At 67.7% G+C, this 14331-nt stretch carries 13 protein-coding genes; 3 read left to right on the forward strand and 10 right to left on the reverse strand.

The features are described 5' to 3' along the window. Nucleotides 1-3: 3 nt before the first annotated feature. Nucleotides 4-945, reverse strand: coding sequence for a hypothetical protein (locus KF684_11350; GenBank protein ID MBX3353517.1), 942 nt, complete (start codon nt 943-945; stop codon nt 4-6). Between the two features lie 373 nt (nt 946-1318). Between KF684_11350 and KF684_11355 the strand changes: the two genes are divergently transcribed. After that, nucleotides 1319-2596 carry an HlyC/CorC family transporter gene (locus KF684_11355; GenBank protein MBX3353518.1) on the forward strand — a complete coding sequence of 426 codons (1278 nt, stop codon included), beginning with the start codon at nt 1319-1321 and terminating at the stop codon, nt 2594-2596. Between the two features lie 103 nt (nt 2597-2699). Here KF684_11355 and KF684_11360 read toward each other — a convergent pair whose 3' ends face one another. The 8 genes from KF684_11360 to KF684_11395 form a co-directional block, all read right to left on the reverse strand. Next, complete coding sequence (locus tag KF684_11360; GenBank protein ID MBX3353519.1) at nt 2700-4208, reverse strand: insulinase family protein; 1509 nt, start codon at nt 4206-4208, stop codon at nt 2700-2702. 85 nt (nt 4209-4293) lie between these two features. Next, nucleotides 4294-6036 carry an insulinase family protein gene (locus KF684_11365; protein MBX3353520.1) on the reverse strand — a complete coding sequence of 581 codons (1743 nt, stop codon included), beginning with the start codon at nt 6034-6036 and terminating at the stop codon, nt 4294-4296. Nucleotides 6037-6212: 176 nt separating this feature from the next. Next, nucleotides 6213-6701 carry an rRNA maturation RNase YbeY gene (gene ybeY / locus KF684_11370; GenBank protein ID MBX3353521.1) on the reverse strand — a complete coding sequence of 163 codons (489 nt, stop codon included), beginning with the start codon at nt 6699-6701 and terminating at the stop codon, nt 6213-6215. Further along, the gene (locus KF684_11375) at nt 6686-6985 is read right to left on the reverse strand and encodes a hypothetical protein (GenBank protein ID MBX3353522.1); all 300 of its coding nucleotides are present in this window, start codon (nt 6983-6985) and stop codon (nt 6686-6688) included. The genes ybeY and KF684_11375 overlap by 16 nt, the downstream gene beginning before the upstream one ends. Before the next feature lies 1 nt (nt 6986). Continuing rightward, nucleotides 6987-7493 (reverse strand): hypothetical protein, encoded by a 507-nt coding sequence (locus KF684_11380; GenBank protein ID MBX3353523.1) that lies wholly within the window; start codon nt 7491-7493, stop codon nt 6987-6989. A gap of 348 nt (nt 7494-7841) precedes the next feature. Beyond that, complete coding sequence (locus KF684_11385; GenBank protein MBX3353524.1) at nt 7842-8747, reverse strand: hypothetical protein; 906 nt, start codon at nt 8745-8747, stop codon at nt 7842-7844. 1 nt (nt 8748) lies between these two features. Further along, nucleotides 8749-10113 (reverse strand): NADH-quinone oxidoreductase subunit NuoF, encoded by a 1365-nt coding sequence (nuoF, locus tag KF684_11390; protein MBX3353525.1) that lies wholly within the window; start codon nt 10111-10113, stop codon nt 8749-8751. Between the two features lie 379 nt (nt 10114-10492). Continuing rightward, nucleotides 10493-10963 (reverse strand): META domain-containing protein, encoded by a 471-nt coding sequence (locus tag KF684_11395; GenBank protein ID MBX3353526.1) that lies wholly within the window; start codon nt 10961-10963, stop codon nt 10493-10495. Nucleotides 10964-11133: 170 nt separating this feature from the next. Here KF684_11395 and KF684_11400 point away from each other — a divergent pair, with 170 nt between their 5' ends. Further along, on the forward strand, nt 11134-11877 hold the full coding sequence (locus KF684_11400) for a hypothetical protein (protein MBX3353527.1): 744 nt from the start codon (nt 11134-11136) through the stop codon (nt 11875-11877). A 469-nt stretch (nt 11878-12346) separates the two neighbouring features. Further along, nucleotides 12347-12787 (forward strand): hypothetical protein, encoded by a 441-nt coding sequence (locus KF684_11405; protein ID MBX3353528.1) that lies wholly within the window; start codon nt 12347-12349, stop codon nt 12785-12787. Between the two features lie 7 nt (nt 12788-12794). Here KF684_11405 and KF684_11410 read toward each other — a convergent pair whose 3' ends face one another. Then, complete coding sequence (locus KF684_11410; protein ID MBX3353529.1) at nt 12795-14330, reverse strand: FAD-dependent oxidoreductase; 1536 nt, start codon at nt 14328-14330, stop codon at nt 12795-12797. Nucleotide 14331 lies beyond the last annotated feature (1 nt).

Below are 14331 nucleotides of genomic sequence, written 5' to 3' on the forward strand. Positions count from 1 at the left end.
TCCCTACTCCCTGCTCCCTTCCCCTCGCGCCCTCTCTCGTAACACCAGCTCCGGCTTCTTCCCCCGCACCACATGCCCCGGGGGCACGCTCTGCGTCAGGAACACCGCGCCGTTGATCACGCAGTCGTCGCCCACCGCCGTGTCCCCGCCCAGGATCACCGCGTGCGCGTAGATCGTCACGCGGTCACCGATCGTCGGGTGACGCTTCACCTTCGTGTCGTAGTTCCCCACCTCGTCGCGCGGGAACGACTTCGCCCCAAGCGTCACGCCCTGATAGATCTTCACCCAGTCCCCGATCTCCGTCGTCTCCCCGATCACCACGCCCGTCCCGTGGTCGATGAAGAACGCCTTGCCGATCCGAGCGCCCGGGTGGATGTCGATCCCCGTCCGCGCGTGCGCCTGCTCGCTGATCATCCGCGGCAGCAGGGGCACGCCAAGCCCGTACAACGCGTGCGCCACGCGGTGCGCGAACACCGCGTCCAGCCCGGGGTAGCACAGGATCACCTCGTCCGTGTGCGTCGCCGCCGGATCGCCGTCGTACGCCGCCTGCACATCCAGCGCCAGCGATTCGCGCAGCGAGGGCAGCGCGTCGAGGAAGCACTCCGCCAGGCGCGTGCCCTCGACCGAACAATCGCGCGAGTTCCCCCGGCGCGACGCGTCGATCCGCTCCACGTACCGCAGCGAGCGCGCGATCTGGTCCTCCAGGTGCGCGCGCACCCGCGCCACCAGCCACTCCACCGTCGTCTCCAGGCCCTCCGGGTGCACCGGCAGCGCGTCGAAGTACCCCACGAACACCAGCCGGCGCAGCAACTCCACCAGCGCCTTCACGCTCTCGCGGCTGGGGGGCAGCGCCGCGTCGGTCGACAGGTGCGCCAGGCGCCCCTCCGACCGGATCGACGCCGCCAGACGCGCCACCAAGCCCGAACCGTCGTCGTGATCGCCCATGAGCCGATGCTAGGGGAGCAGGGGGGGCGCCCACCCCGCCCGAGCAGGTCCCGATAACGCCCCGCCGACTTTGCGTCCGGTTCGAACTTCGTTCGCATCCCGCCCGGCCCGATGCCGATATGCTTCTCACCTGCCGGCCCTCTCGGGCTCGGCGGGTCGACGCGTGGGCAGGACTGGCGAAGCGTTCGCCGCCTCGCGGATCGGGTCTGGGCCGCCTGGTGGCCCGCAGGATGTCGTCGCCGATGGGCGCAGTTCGCCGCGATGGATCGGGAATCGTCTCGCACACCGCCGAGCAATCGGGCGGGTCCGAGAGCGCCCCGGACGGGATTCCCCGAAGTAGCGCCTCCCCGAGCACGCGACGGGAGGCGACCCGGTGCTGACCGCGCTCGTCATCGTCACGGCAATCAGTCTCGTCGGCTCGTTCCTCTGCTCCCTCTGCGAGGCCGCGCTCTACTCCGTCTCCGACTCCGCCGTCGCAGGGATGCTGCAGCAGAAGGTCCGCGGCGCGCGCATCCTCGCCAAACTCCGCGTACGCATCGACCGCGCCATCGCCGCCATCCTCGCCGTCAACACCATCGCCAACACCGTCGGCGCCTCCGTCGCCGGCTTCCTCGTCGGCAAGCTCTACGGCAGCACCGCGCTGGGCGTCTTCTCCGCCGCCTTCACCCTCTCCATCCTCTTCGTCGCAGAGATCATCCCCAAGAGCATCGGCGTCGCGCGAGCCACCTCCATCGCCCCGCGCGTCGCCTGGATCATCGAACTGATGATCCTCATCACCTACCCCCTCGTCATCCTCTGCGAACGCCTCACCACCATCATCAACCGCGGCGCCAAGAAAGAGGGCCCCACCGAGCACGAGATCCTCTCCCTCACCCGCATGGCCGTCCGCCTCGGCTCCCTCGAGCCCCACGAGGCCGCCCTCGTCTCCAACGCCCTCGAACTCGACGAGTACGAGGTCCGCGAGATCATGACGCCGCGCTCGGTCACCTTCGTCCTCCCCGACGAACTCAAGCTTAAGAACGTCGACCAGCACGCCCAGCACTGGATCCACTCCCGACTCCCCGTCGTCCGCGACGACAACCCCAACGAGATCGTCGGCGTCGTCCACCGGCGCGACGTCTTCGACCTCCTCGTCTCCGAGCGCGAGGGCGAGAAGAAAATCCGCGACGTCATGCGCCCCGTCCGCTTCATCGGCGCCTCCGCCGGCGCCGACGAGGCGCTCCGCGAGTTCCTCGCCGGGCGACAGCACATGTTCGTCGTCGTCGACGAGTACGGCACATGGGTCGGCATCGTCACCCTCGAAGACGTCCTCGAAACCCTCCTGGGCAGCGAGATCATCGGCGAGCACGACCCCGTCGCCGACATGCAGGACCTCGCCCTGCAGAAGGCCGCCGAGCAGGGCATCGAGGTCGACGACCCCGACGACGACGACGAGTCCGAAGAAACCGAGGACTGGTCCGACCCGGCCCGCTGGGCCGAGACCCTCGAGCGACGCGACGAGCGCGAAGAGCGCCAGGAACGCCAGGACGAGGCCGAGATCGAGCGCCGCAAACGCGCCGCCGCCGACCGACGCGCCCAGGACGACGCCCCGCCGCCCGAGGTCGATGTCCCCCAGCGCGAAGACCGCGACCCGGCCGAAGAACGGCGCTGACCCCCGGCGCCGCGTCACCCATTCCTCGGCCACAAAAAACCGGGGCGCCGGCTCTCCGCCCGCGCCCCGCACTGCTGCCTGCTCCCCGCTCCCGACTGCCTTCTTACCTCAGGGTCTCGGGGTCGCGCAGCGGGATCTGCGTGGTGCGCCCGTCGAAGAACTCGTTCATCGTCGCGCGCCCTTCCAGGTCGCCCGCCTTGATCTCGTCCCACTTGCCCACGACCAGCACCGCGACCTTCGTCGGGTCCAGGTGGCGCTGCGCCACGCGCAGCAGCTCGTCGGCCGTCACGGCGCGAACCTTGTCGCGATAGGTCGCCCAGTAGTCGCGCGGGCGCCCCGTCCGCTCGTCGTCGATGAAGGTGTTCACGATCGCCTGCCGGCTCTCGAACCGGCGAGGGAAGGTCTCGATGAACTGGTTCTTCGAGGTGTTCAGCTCCTCCTCGCTCACACGCTCATTCCGGATGCGCTCCATCTCGTCGAACACGATCTTCGACGCGAACGCCACCGTCTGGTTCTTGCTCTGGAAGCCGGCGCGCCACTCGCCGGGGTAGTGCACCGGCGTCACCAGACTCGAGCCCGCGCTGTACGCCAGCCCCTCGTCCGAGCGGATGCGCTTCGTCAGGCGCGAGGTGAACCCGCCCCCGCCCAGCACGTCGTTCAGCACCGACATCGCGATCGCGTCCGGGTGGTCGCGATGGATGCCGCGCTGCCCGATGAGCACGCGCCCCTGGGGGATGTCCTTCTCCACGAAGAACACGCCCGGCGCCACCGCCGGCGCAGGCGCCGTCGGCTCGGGGTTGGGCGAGCCCCGGCGCATCGCGCCCAGCGCCTTCTCCAGGCGCTGCGTCATCGCGCTCTCCTCGAAGTCGCCCGACACACCGATGATCAGGTTCGCGCTGGTGAACACCCGCGCGTGGAACGCGCGCATGTCCTCGGTCGTCAGCGACTCCACCGACTGCCTCGTCGGCTGGCGCGCGTCGAAGTGGTCCTCGCCGTACATCAGCCGGGCCCACTCGCGACCGCTGATCGACGCCGCGTCGTCGTTGCGCTGCTTCAGCGACTCGAGCACCTCGCCCCGATAGATCTCCGTCTTCGCCGCGTCGAACCCCGGCGAGACGAGCATGTCCATGAACAGCGCGAAGCTCTCGTCCAGGTTGCTCGACAGCGAGTTGAGCGTCGCCCCGCTCGTCGTCCCACCGCTGAACACGAACGCGTTCGCCGCCAGGAAGTCGAACTGCTCGTCCATCTCCTCCGCCGTCACGCTCGCCGTCCCGCCCCGACGCATCATCGACGCCGTCATCTGCGCCAGCCCCTCCTTGCCCGCCGGCACGAGGTACGCCCCGCCCTGGAACGAGAAGGTGATCGTCACCAGCGGCAGCTCGTTGCTGGGCGCCATGTACACCACCACCCCGTTGCTCAGCACCCGGCGATAGTCCTCCCGGTCCGGGGGCGTGAACTCCATCGCCTTGAACTGAAGATCCGACGGACGCGCCGGGATCGACGGCGCCGACGCGCCCCGACCCGACCGCCCCGCGCCCTGCTGCGCCACCAGCGTCGAAGACGCCGCTGCCAAACCAACCACCGCCGCCGCCATCATCGTGAACCGTCTCATATATCTCATTCCTCGTTCGAGGGTGTACTCATCGAATCCGCCGTCCGGCTTGTGCCTCGTGCCTTGTGCCCCGTGCCTTCTCTGCTTACTTCATCGATTCGATCCGCGCCTTCAGCCACGACTGGATGTACTCCACCGCCGGCCGGAACTGCTCGGGCGCCTGCGCCGCCTGGCTCTGCACCGACGCGTAGACCCGCTCCAGCATCGCCAGGTCTTCAATCCCTTCGAGCTGCGCGATCTGCTGCTTGACCATCCCGCGCATCTGCGGATCGAGCGCCATCAGCGCCGGGTCCTCCGGCGCGCTCCCCGCCTTGCGCGTATAGAACGCGATCGCCCGGTTCTCCCTCGTGAAGTACTTCTCCACCACGCGCCGGATGTCCTCCGGCGTCACCTGCTGCAGGCGCGAGGGCGACTCGTTGAGGTACTGCCACGAGTCCAGCGCCTCGTAGTACCCAAGCTGCACCATCAGGAAGAAGTTGCTCTGCAGCGCGCGGTACTGGTTCGCGACGATCTGGTTCCGCACCTTCTGCAGCTCGCGCTCGCTCACCGGGTTCTCGCGCAGGTCCTCGACGATCGCCTCCCACGACGCCAGCAGCTGCTCGGGCGTCGCGTCCCCGCGCGTCTCGGCCTCGAACGCGAACGCGCTCGCGTACCGACGCGCATCCAGCTGCGCCGACGCGCTGCTCGCGATCTGCTCCTCTTCCACCATCCGCTTGTACAGGCGCCCCGTCCGGCCGTTCAGGATCGCCGCCAGCACGTTCAGCGCGTACGCGTCCTCGTGCGCGAAAGGCGGCGTCTTGTGCCACACACGCACCTGGGGCTGGCAGTCGCACTCGGCGAACATCCGCATCTCCGCGCGGCTGGGCATCTCCATCGTCACCACCGGCGGCGGCTTCGGCCCCTTCTTCAGACGCCCGAAGTACCGTTCTATCGTCGGCTTCACCTCCGCCGGGTCGAAGTCGCCCACGATCACGCCCACCAGATTGTTCGGCGCGTAATAGGTGGCGTAATACTCCTGCGCCTGCTCGTACGTGTACGAGTTCAGGTCGCTCGGCCACCCGATCACCGGCCAGTTGTACGGGCTGCTCAGCCAGAACATCGACTCGAACTGCTCGTCGAAGATCCCCGTCGGCGTGCTCTCCGTGCGCAGCCGGCGCTCCTCGTGCACCACGTCGCGCTCCGAATAGAACTCGCGGAACACCGAGTCCACCAGCCGGTCGCTCTCCATCCACGCCCACAACTCGAACTTGTTGCTCGGCACCGTGATGAAGTAGAAGGTCAGGTCGTTCGCCGTGAACGCGTTCATCGCCGAGGCGCCCATCTCCGTGTAGACCTGGTCGAACTCGTCCTTCACGATGATGTCGCGGTGCGCCTCGATCAGCCCTCGCAGCTCCTCGCGCAGCGCCGCCATCTCGGGCGTGTCGTTCCGCGCGTCCCACGGGTCGTCGATCTCGCCGCGCCGCCACCGGTCGTACTGCCCGCGCAGCGTCATCTCGCGCAGCTTCAGACGCGCGTCCTCCGCCTTGCGCATGAACTCCGCGTCCTTCGCCGCGTCGCGCGTGCCGATCGTGCGCGTCCCCTTGAACATCATGTGCTCGAAGAAGTGGCTGATCCCCGTGATCCCCGGGCGCTCGTGCACCGACCCCACCCGCGCCATCCACCCCGCCGCGATGTTGTTCGGCTGGTCCTCCCGGGGAACAAGCAGGAACCGCATCCCGTTGTCCAGGGTGAACTCCTCGACCTTCACCGACTGCGCCGACGAAACCGCCGACGCCGCCGCCACGATCGACGCCGAAACCACAGGCATAATCACGCTGGGAACACGCATGGCAAGACTCCGTTCGGCGCGCAACGCGCCGTAAGTGATTTGTTCAGAATAGCACGAGGCCGGCCGGGCCGGGTGCGCGCCGCGCGCCGGGGCTCGCACCTCTCTCATAACACCCTTCGATCCAGCGGTTGCTTCGGGCACGCGCGTACGGCCCACGGTCGGGTGCGCCCCAGACTTCATCCCGAATACACCGACCCCACCCCGATCGCGCGCAGGACCTCGTCCTCCGCCGCGTGCATCCGCGCCGCGTCGGTCTCCGTCAGGTCGTCGAACCCCGCCACGCAGTGCAGCGCCCCGTGCACGACATACAACAACAGCTCTCGCTCGGCCCCGTGCCCGCGCTGCGCCGCCTGACGCGCCGCCTCGTCCACGCACACCACGATGTCCGCGTCGATCCGCCCGGCGCCCCCGTCCTCGCCCCCCAGCAGGTCAAAGGTCAGCACGTCCGTCGTCTCGTCGATGCCCATCGTCCGCGCGTGCAGCGCCGTCATCGCCGCGTCGCGCACCACGCCCACGCGCACCTCGCCCGACACCCCGAACCGGCGCGACAACTCCGCCAGAGCGTCCCGCGCCTTCGCGCGAAGCCACTCCCTCGCGCCGGCGTCGCCCAGCGCGTCAAGACCCTCGATCTCCAGCGAGATCCCGCCGCTCACTGCGGCGTCCACACCTTGCTCGCCCGGATCACCTCGCACCAGTCCGGGATCGACAGCGGGATCGACGACTTCGCGTAGAACACGAACCCGCGATAACTCATGAGATAGGTGTGCGAGTTGCTGAACAGCACCCGCTGAAAGCACTCGATCACCAGCGGCTCCTCGACCCGCGCCAGCAGGTCCATGAACACCACCGGCTCCACGCGCACGATCGCGCCCGACGCCTTGATCGCGTTCGCGATCGCCTGCTGCGCCGCGACAGCGCCCGCGCTCGCGGCTCCAGCCGCCGCGCTCATCTCAGGAACCCGGCAGCTTCGGCATCGACGCCGAGAACTGCTCCTTGACCTGCGCGAAGGTCCGACGGATCTCGTTGTACGAGTTCGTGAACGACTTCGACGCGTCTTCCCACGCGTCGGCGCCGGCGCTCTGCACCTTCTGCAGCTCGACCTTCGCCTTCGCGACCTGGTTGTTCAATTCGTCGCGCATCCGGTTCAGCTCCGCGCCGCCCGAGGGCATCCGCTCGCGCGCCGAGGCGATGAACTCGCCGATGTCCTTCTCCAGCGTCTTGAGCTGCTCGGTCGAGGTGTTCACGAACTCCGTGCGCGCCTTCGCCGCGGCCTCGACCGCCTTGTCGACCGCCTGCTCGGCCTCGCGCTTCACCTCGGCCCCGGCGCTCTTGGCCTGGTCGACCACGCTCTGGCCCTGCGTCGCCGTCCCGGCCGGCTTCTCTTCGCACGCCGTCATCGCCAGACCCGTCGCCGCCAGAATCGCCAGAACCGGGATCGCGTTGCGGTTGAGTGTCATGTCCGTTTCCCTTCGACGCCCGTCCGCGCGCCCGCCCACCGGGCCACGCAGCGGGCGATGTGTTTCCGAGAACCAATCCTACCACCCCCGAGCGGGGGACTCTCTCACACCCTTGTTCCGCTTCGCGACGCCCGATTTCAGCCCGGGGGGAGCAGGGAGTGGGGTGCAGGAACAGCAGAAGGGTGGCGTGGTACGGCGCAGCCGTGCCACGAGCGCTGACAGTTGCGAGCGCCCCGCACTCTTTCCCCCCTCCCGCTCGCGGGAGGGGGCAGGGGGAGGGTCTTCTCTTCCGCCCCCTCGTCCCGCATGCGGGGAGACGAGGGCGAGCGCAGCGAGCCAGGTGAGGGCCTAGGAGCGGCCGGGTCCGCTTACTCCAAGAAGATCTGCTTTCGGAAGCAGATACCTCAAGAAGGTCATGCATCGAAGATAAAAATAAACACGCATGTCATCACATGGAATGGGGTGCTTGTCGGTTTCGTGATGCCTGATGCACCATTCATTGCCAAGTGTGGTGAGGTACTTGATCTCAGATTCCAGCACATTCTTAACCGCAACATTCCCGCCAGCGGCTGCATGGATGAGATTCTGAGCCGACTTCTTCTTATTATTGCCAGCAGGAACAGTCTTGACTCGTTCCAGTGCATCCCACAATTTCTCAAGGGCACCCTGTAGATCCCTCGGATCTCTCAAGAATCTGTCCACCGAATCATTCAGCAGATTTGTGAGGTCAGCATCTGCGGTTTCGAAGCGCGTAATCAGTAGCGCCGAGTCTGCAGGGACACGCCGTTCAAAGCCCGTCTCTTCGAGTCTCCAGGAGACACGATGGCTCTGAAGAATGCCATTTACATCGTGAGCAAAACCTGTGCGCGCTTCTTGCTCACTGAATGTATTATGATGATAATGCTCCAGATAATCATGAAATGTCGAGGAATTCGGCTTCGAGACATTTTGGTAGACAAACTCAAGGAGATCGAGAATGGTCTCCGTACTTGGGTGTTCGCAAAACTGGGTGCCACATACCGCCTCAGGCACTCTGCCAGCGATGCGATCAAGCACTGCACGTCTATCACAGCCAATGATTGCTGTCTTGCCAGGATCAGGGCATCGCTCGGCTCCCAAACTGGTGAGCCATGCAGCGTCTATTTTTGTGTTTAGTAATTCGCGCAGCGCATTCCAAGCTATCAACGAGATTTCCGATGACGTCGCATCGGGAATGCCATGCTCACGCTCAGAAAAGAGGTCCGCCGGATTCATTTCAGTTTCGAGCCGACGCGCCGACCGTCATGCTCACCGGCACGAACGACGGCTTCACGCGCGACTCGAACTCCTCGCGGTACTTGTTCATGATCGTGCGGATCGCCCAGTTGTTGCCGTCGGCGAGGCCGCAGATCGTCGTGCCGGGCATCGCGCCCATGCTCGTCGCGATCTCCAGCGCGATGTCCAGGTCCTTGGTCTTCGCGTCGCCCCGCTCCACGCGCGAGAGCAACTTATAGAGCCACGCCGAGCCCTCGCGGCAGGGGGTGCACTGGCCGCAACTCTCGTGCGAGAAGAACCGCGCGATGTTCCTCGCCACGGCCACCATGTCGGTGTCCTCGTCGAAGATCGTCGGGCACGCGGTGCCCAGCCCCAGCACGCCGTAGTGCTTGCCGATGTCGAAATCCATCGGCGCATCAAACTGGTCGGGCCCCAGAATGCCCGTCGACACGCCGCCGGCGATCGCGCCCTTGAACTTCTTGCCGTTGCGCATGCCGCCGCTGTGGTCGTTGACGAGTTTCGACAGGGGGATTCCCAGGTCGCACTCGAACACGCCCGGGCGGTTCACATGGCCCGACACGCCCATCAGTTTCGTGCCCGCCGAGCCTGGCGTGCCGAACGACTGGAACCACTTCACGCCGTCGCGCCCGCGCTCCAGAATACTGGGCAGGTGCGCCAGCGTCTCGACGTTGTTGATGATCGTCGGGCGCCCCCACAGCCCCTTGATCGCCGGGAAAGGCGGCTTATTCCGCGGCCACCCGCGCTTGCCCTCGAGCGATTCGAGCAGCGCCGTCTCCTCGCCGCAGATGTACGCGCCGGCGCCGCGGTGCAGGTGACACTCGACCTTCACGCTCGAGCCCGTCCCGGTGGTCGCGCCGTTGAGCAGGCCCTTGGGCCCGAAGATCCCGTGCTCGTACGCCTCGCGGATCGCGCGCTCCATCATGCGCGCCTGGTGGTAGTACTCGCCGCGGATATAGAAGTACGCGACATCGAGTTTGCACGCGTAGCACGCGATCGCGATGCCCTCGAGCACGCTGTGCGGGTCGAAGTCCATCAGCAGCCGGTCCTTGAAGGTGCCCGGCTCCGACTCGTCGGCGTTGATCGCCAGGTACCGCGGCTGCCCGTCCGGCGGCGGCAGGAAGGTCCACTTCAGCCCCGTCGGGAAGCCGGCGCCGCCGCGACCGCGAAGGTTGCTGTCCTTCACGATCGACACGACCTCCTCGGGCTTCATCGCGATCGCGGCCTTCAGCCCCTCGTACCCGCCCGTCTTCACGTAGTCGTCGTACGACACGAAGCGGCGGTCCGACTCCTTCCCAAAGGGATAGGACGGGATGCGCTTGGTCAGGATGCCTTCGGTCATGGGCATGATGCAGGGCCCTTCGTGCTCGCGAGGGGAGAGGATTTCGAGGACGGGATAGTAGGGGCCGACGACCAAACCCGCGTAGGGCCCGCCCGGGGATCACCGGATCGGCAAGACCCCTGCCCACTTGTCCGGCCCCCTCTCCCCCGAGGGGAGAGGGCTGGGGTGAGGGGTTCCGAGCTGACCGTTGTGATCGTCCGCGCGATCTCCCCGTGTGCCTCGTGCCTGATCCCTCGTGCCTTCCGAGTCGAACCCCTCACCTGCCTCGCTGCGCTCGCCGTCCTCTCCCCGCAAGCGGGGCGAGGGGGCAGCGAGGATGCGTCAGTCAGCTTCCGTGGCACGGCTGCGCCGTACCACGCCACCCCTTGTCCTCTCTTCCTGCTCCCTACTCCCTGCTCCCTTCTCGCCGCAAGACCATCACCGTCTTCCCGTCGCGCGTGAACGCAAGGAGCCCCTCGCCCACCAGCACGCCGTTGGCCGTGTTCATCGCGTTGAGGAACGCCGCCTCGACCGCCATCGCTTCGGGCGTGCCCGCCATCATGGTCGTGACGCCCGGCGCGATCGTCAGCGCGCCGTCCACGCCCACCGTCGCGCGCGTCGAGTACCGGTTCACGCCCGTGAAGCCCACGGCGCCGCCCATCATCGTGAACTCCAGCTCCGGCGCACGCTCCACCGTCGACATATCCCTGCCCCCGATCGACACCACGGTCCACTTGCCCACGAGCGGGCGCATCGACCCGGGCGCGCTCATCGCCGGTTGCGCCGCCCCCGGCGCCTCCGCCTCGGGCGCGGTCGCGCAACCGGAAGCGAAGGAAAGACTTGCGAGAACGACCGCGATCGGCAGGAGTTGTTTCATATGTGTTCTCATCGTACCCGAGCAGGCGCGAAGATCCGACGCCCGCCCACCCCCTCCGGTTCACGCGTAACGCAAAGCGACAAACTCGCGCGAAAAAAACCGAAAAGGGCTTCCCCCCCCCCCCCCGATTCCCTGTATGCTCGGTCGAACACCGAAAGGGGAACCGGGCCATGCGCCGACGCGCCGTCACCATTCCTGAACTCCTCGTCGCGATCGCGGTCGTCGTGATTCTGGTGGCGATCACCATCCCGGTGCTCCGGACGGGTTCGATCCGAGGCCACGACGCGAGAAACCAGTCTCGCCTCCGGTCGACGCACCAGCACTTCCAGTTGTACGCGAACGACCACGCCGACGCGTTCGTGAACGCCGGTCCGCCCGCGATCCCCGGGTATCCCATCGTGATCGATTTCGGCGCCGGGAACGGCGGCGTGGCGCTGGACTATCTGATGCAGGCATGGTGGTGGCCCTATGTCGTCGCCGCGCATTTCGGCGAGGCATTCCCGACCTGGCACAGCACGCACCCGCCCCCGTATCCCCAGCACCAATCACCATCGAGGCCGGTGGGGGGTGTGACGAACAACCAATACGCGGCCGACTCAGACTTCGTGTACTCCCGGGCGATGCTCGTCGACCCGACTTGCTTCACGAGCGAAGAACGCATCCGCGACCCGCGCTGCCACCGGCTGGTCCGATGGTCAGAGGTCGCCTTCGCCTCGAGCAAAGGCCTGATGGCCGACACGGCGCGGCCCTCGTTCGAGAGTGGCTCGCGACACCGGAATGTGTCCTTCGTCGACGGCTCGGTCGCGCTCATGAACATGGCCACTCGCGCTCCGGCCCCGGCCGAGATCGGCTGGGAAGGCATACCTGTCTATGCCACGCCGCTGGGCGTGCTGGGACGAGACTTCGTGAGATGACTCCACACCACGGCGCAGAAAGGAACACGATGTCAATCGCCGTACCCGACGAATGCGCCGCGCGAATCACTACGGCGATCCATACGGAACGCTCGCTGTGACGCCGCGCGGTCGACGACACATCGTGATCGGCGCGACCACAACCGGCGCGCTTCTCGTTGCAACTCTCGCGATCGTCACAGTGAGCGGGAATCGAGGGTCAGGGCGCACCGGGGCCTCTGGGGGCACCGGGGGCGTTGAAGGCGGATCACCACTCGGATCCTCATCTGGTGGACTGATAGACAATGATGAGTCACCTCGCGTGGCGGTGGAGCGGATCGAGCGATCACTTCTCGACGAGGGGCTTCCGCCGAGCGCTGCGGTCGACGCGGCCCGTTCACTCTCCGGGTATATCGAGGCCGTCGCGCGACGCGAAATCGCGCACCTTGAGCGCAGCGCCCGAGAACATGGCGCCGGGTTCGATCCGTTCATGCTCGAAATGGCGCGCAAGCACCTGTCGATCCTCCCGGCGTCCGTCCGGGCCGCAGATGGGCAGCCGTGGACCGACGACCGCTTGCTGCGCCAGCATTTCCGATCATCGCCCGATCGCTGGCAGCGCATCGACGACGACAACATCGCGGTCACCCGCTTCCAAGGCCCTGGAACGCTGATGACAGACCTTGGGTTCTACAGAGGGGGCCTGAAATCGGATGGCTCAAGGAGCAGCGTCTCCGCCTCCCCCTTCACCATCCCCGACCTCGAGCGCAGACTCCAGGAGGGACACGCCGCCGGCGCCGTCGTCACCTTCCCCGTCACCAATCAGGACGGCGAAAAGCAACTCGTCACCATCCTCCTGGGCGAGTACTCACCCGGCAGGTGGTTCCCGGTCCGTCACCGCACCGAGTCGTTTGCGAAAGCCGGCGCCCGCTGAACCCCGCTCATCGAGCCGCGCCGCGCACGCCCGCGAGAATCCCCTCCGCCGCGCGCACGCCCGATTCCAGCGCGCCCTCCATCGAGCCGACGAACGCGCTCGAGCAGTGCTCGCCCGCCAGGCGCAGCGACCCGCGCACCTCGCGCAGCGCTTTGCCGATCGTCGTCACCTCGCCCGGCGCCGGGAACGAGTACCCGCCCAGCGACCACTCCTCGGCGCTCCAGTTCAGGTAGCGCACCGTCTGGATGTCCTGCGCGTGCCCTGCGTGCAAGGCCCCCAGCGCGCCCAGCAGCACCCCGTCGCGCTCCGGACGCGTCGCCGCGCTCAGCCGCGACGACATCGACCCGGCGGTGAACCCGCACACCACCTCGCGAGGGTCCTCGTTCACCGAGGTTTGTCCCAGCGTCGACGCCCAGATCCAGGGCACATCGGTGTCCGTCAGCGCCGTCGACGACGCCCCAGATCGCGCCCAGAACGGGCCCGGCGCGATCGCGAACAGCTTCGACGCCGCCCCCGTCCGAGGGCGCAGCTCGGGCGGCAGCCCGGGCTCGATCCGCATCTTCCCCCACACACCCGGCGGCGTCGCCAGCACCACCTCGTCGCCTGCGTACACCCGCCCGTTCGCGAGCGTCACCGACGCGCGCGCCCCGTCATGCGCGATCCGCGACACCGGCGCGTTGAGCAGGATCATCCCCCTCAGCCGCGCCGCGAACGCTTCCGCCAGCGCGCGCACGCCGCCCACCGCTCGATAGTCCGCGCTGTGCTCCCAGAAGTCGCCGCCCCCGCCCCCGGCCCCGCCCCCGCCCCCGGCGACGAGCGCCAGCAACCCCAGCAGCGACTGGCGCTCCACCGGCGCGCCGGTGTGCGCCTCCAGCATCGCGCCCACCATCCGCTTCACGCGCGCATCGACATCCTGCTGCCCGGCCAGCCACGCCTGCACGCTCAGCGCGTCCAGCGCCGGGGCGTTCGCGCTCGCCCAGGGCTCGCGCGCCACCACCCGCGCCGACGGCCCGTTCAGACGCGATACCGTCGTCCGGATCGCCGCGGCAAGGTTGTCGCTGTCGGGCGCGACAACCCGCTTGCCCTCCAGCAGCAGCTCGTGGCCGATCCCCGTCGGCGCGTCGTCCACCTCGCGCAGCTCGATCCCGAACCGCTCGGCGTACGCCTGCCACAGCGGGTGGTTCGAACCCACGAACTCGCCGCCGCCCTCGACAGTCTTCCCCGACACCAGGTCGTCCATCGTGAACGCGCGCCCGCCAACGCGCGAACGCGCCTCGAACACCGTCACCGACACGCCACGACGCGACAACTCGTACGCGCACGACAGCCCCGCAAGCCCGGCGCCCACCACGAGCACACGCGCCCCCGAGTCCTTCCCCAGACGCGACATCGCCCCCGCCCCAGCCCCCGGGGCCGCCCCCGCGCCCCCGAGCATCAACGCGCCCCACGCCAGCGCGCCGGCCCGAAGAAACTCCCGACGCTCGATCAGCTCCGACTCCGAAACCCCACGGCGCATCACCCACGACAGCGGCGAACGAGACATC

It is taken from the genome of Phycisphaeraceae bacterium (genome assembly GCA_019636675.1).
GTDB lineage: Bacteria > Planctomycetota > Phycisphaerae > Phycisphaerales > UBA1924 > JAHBXC01.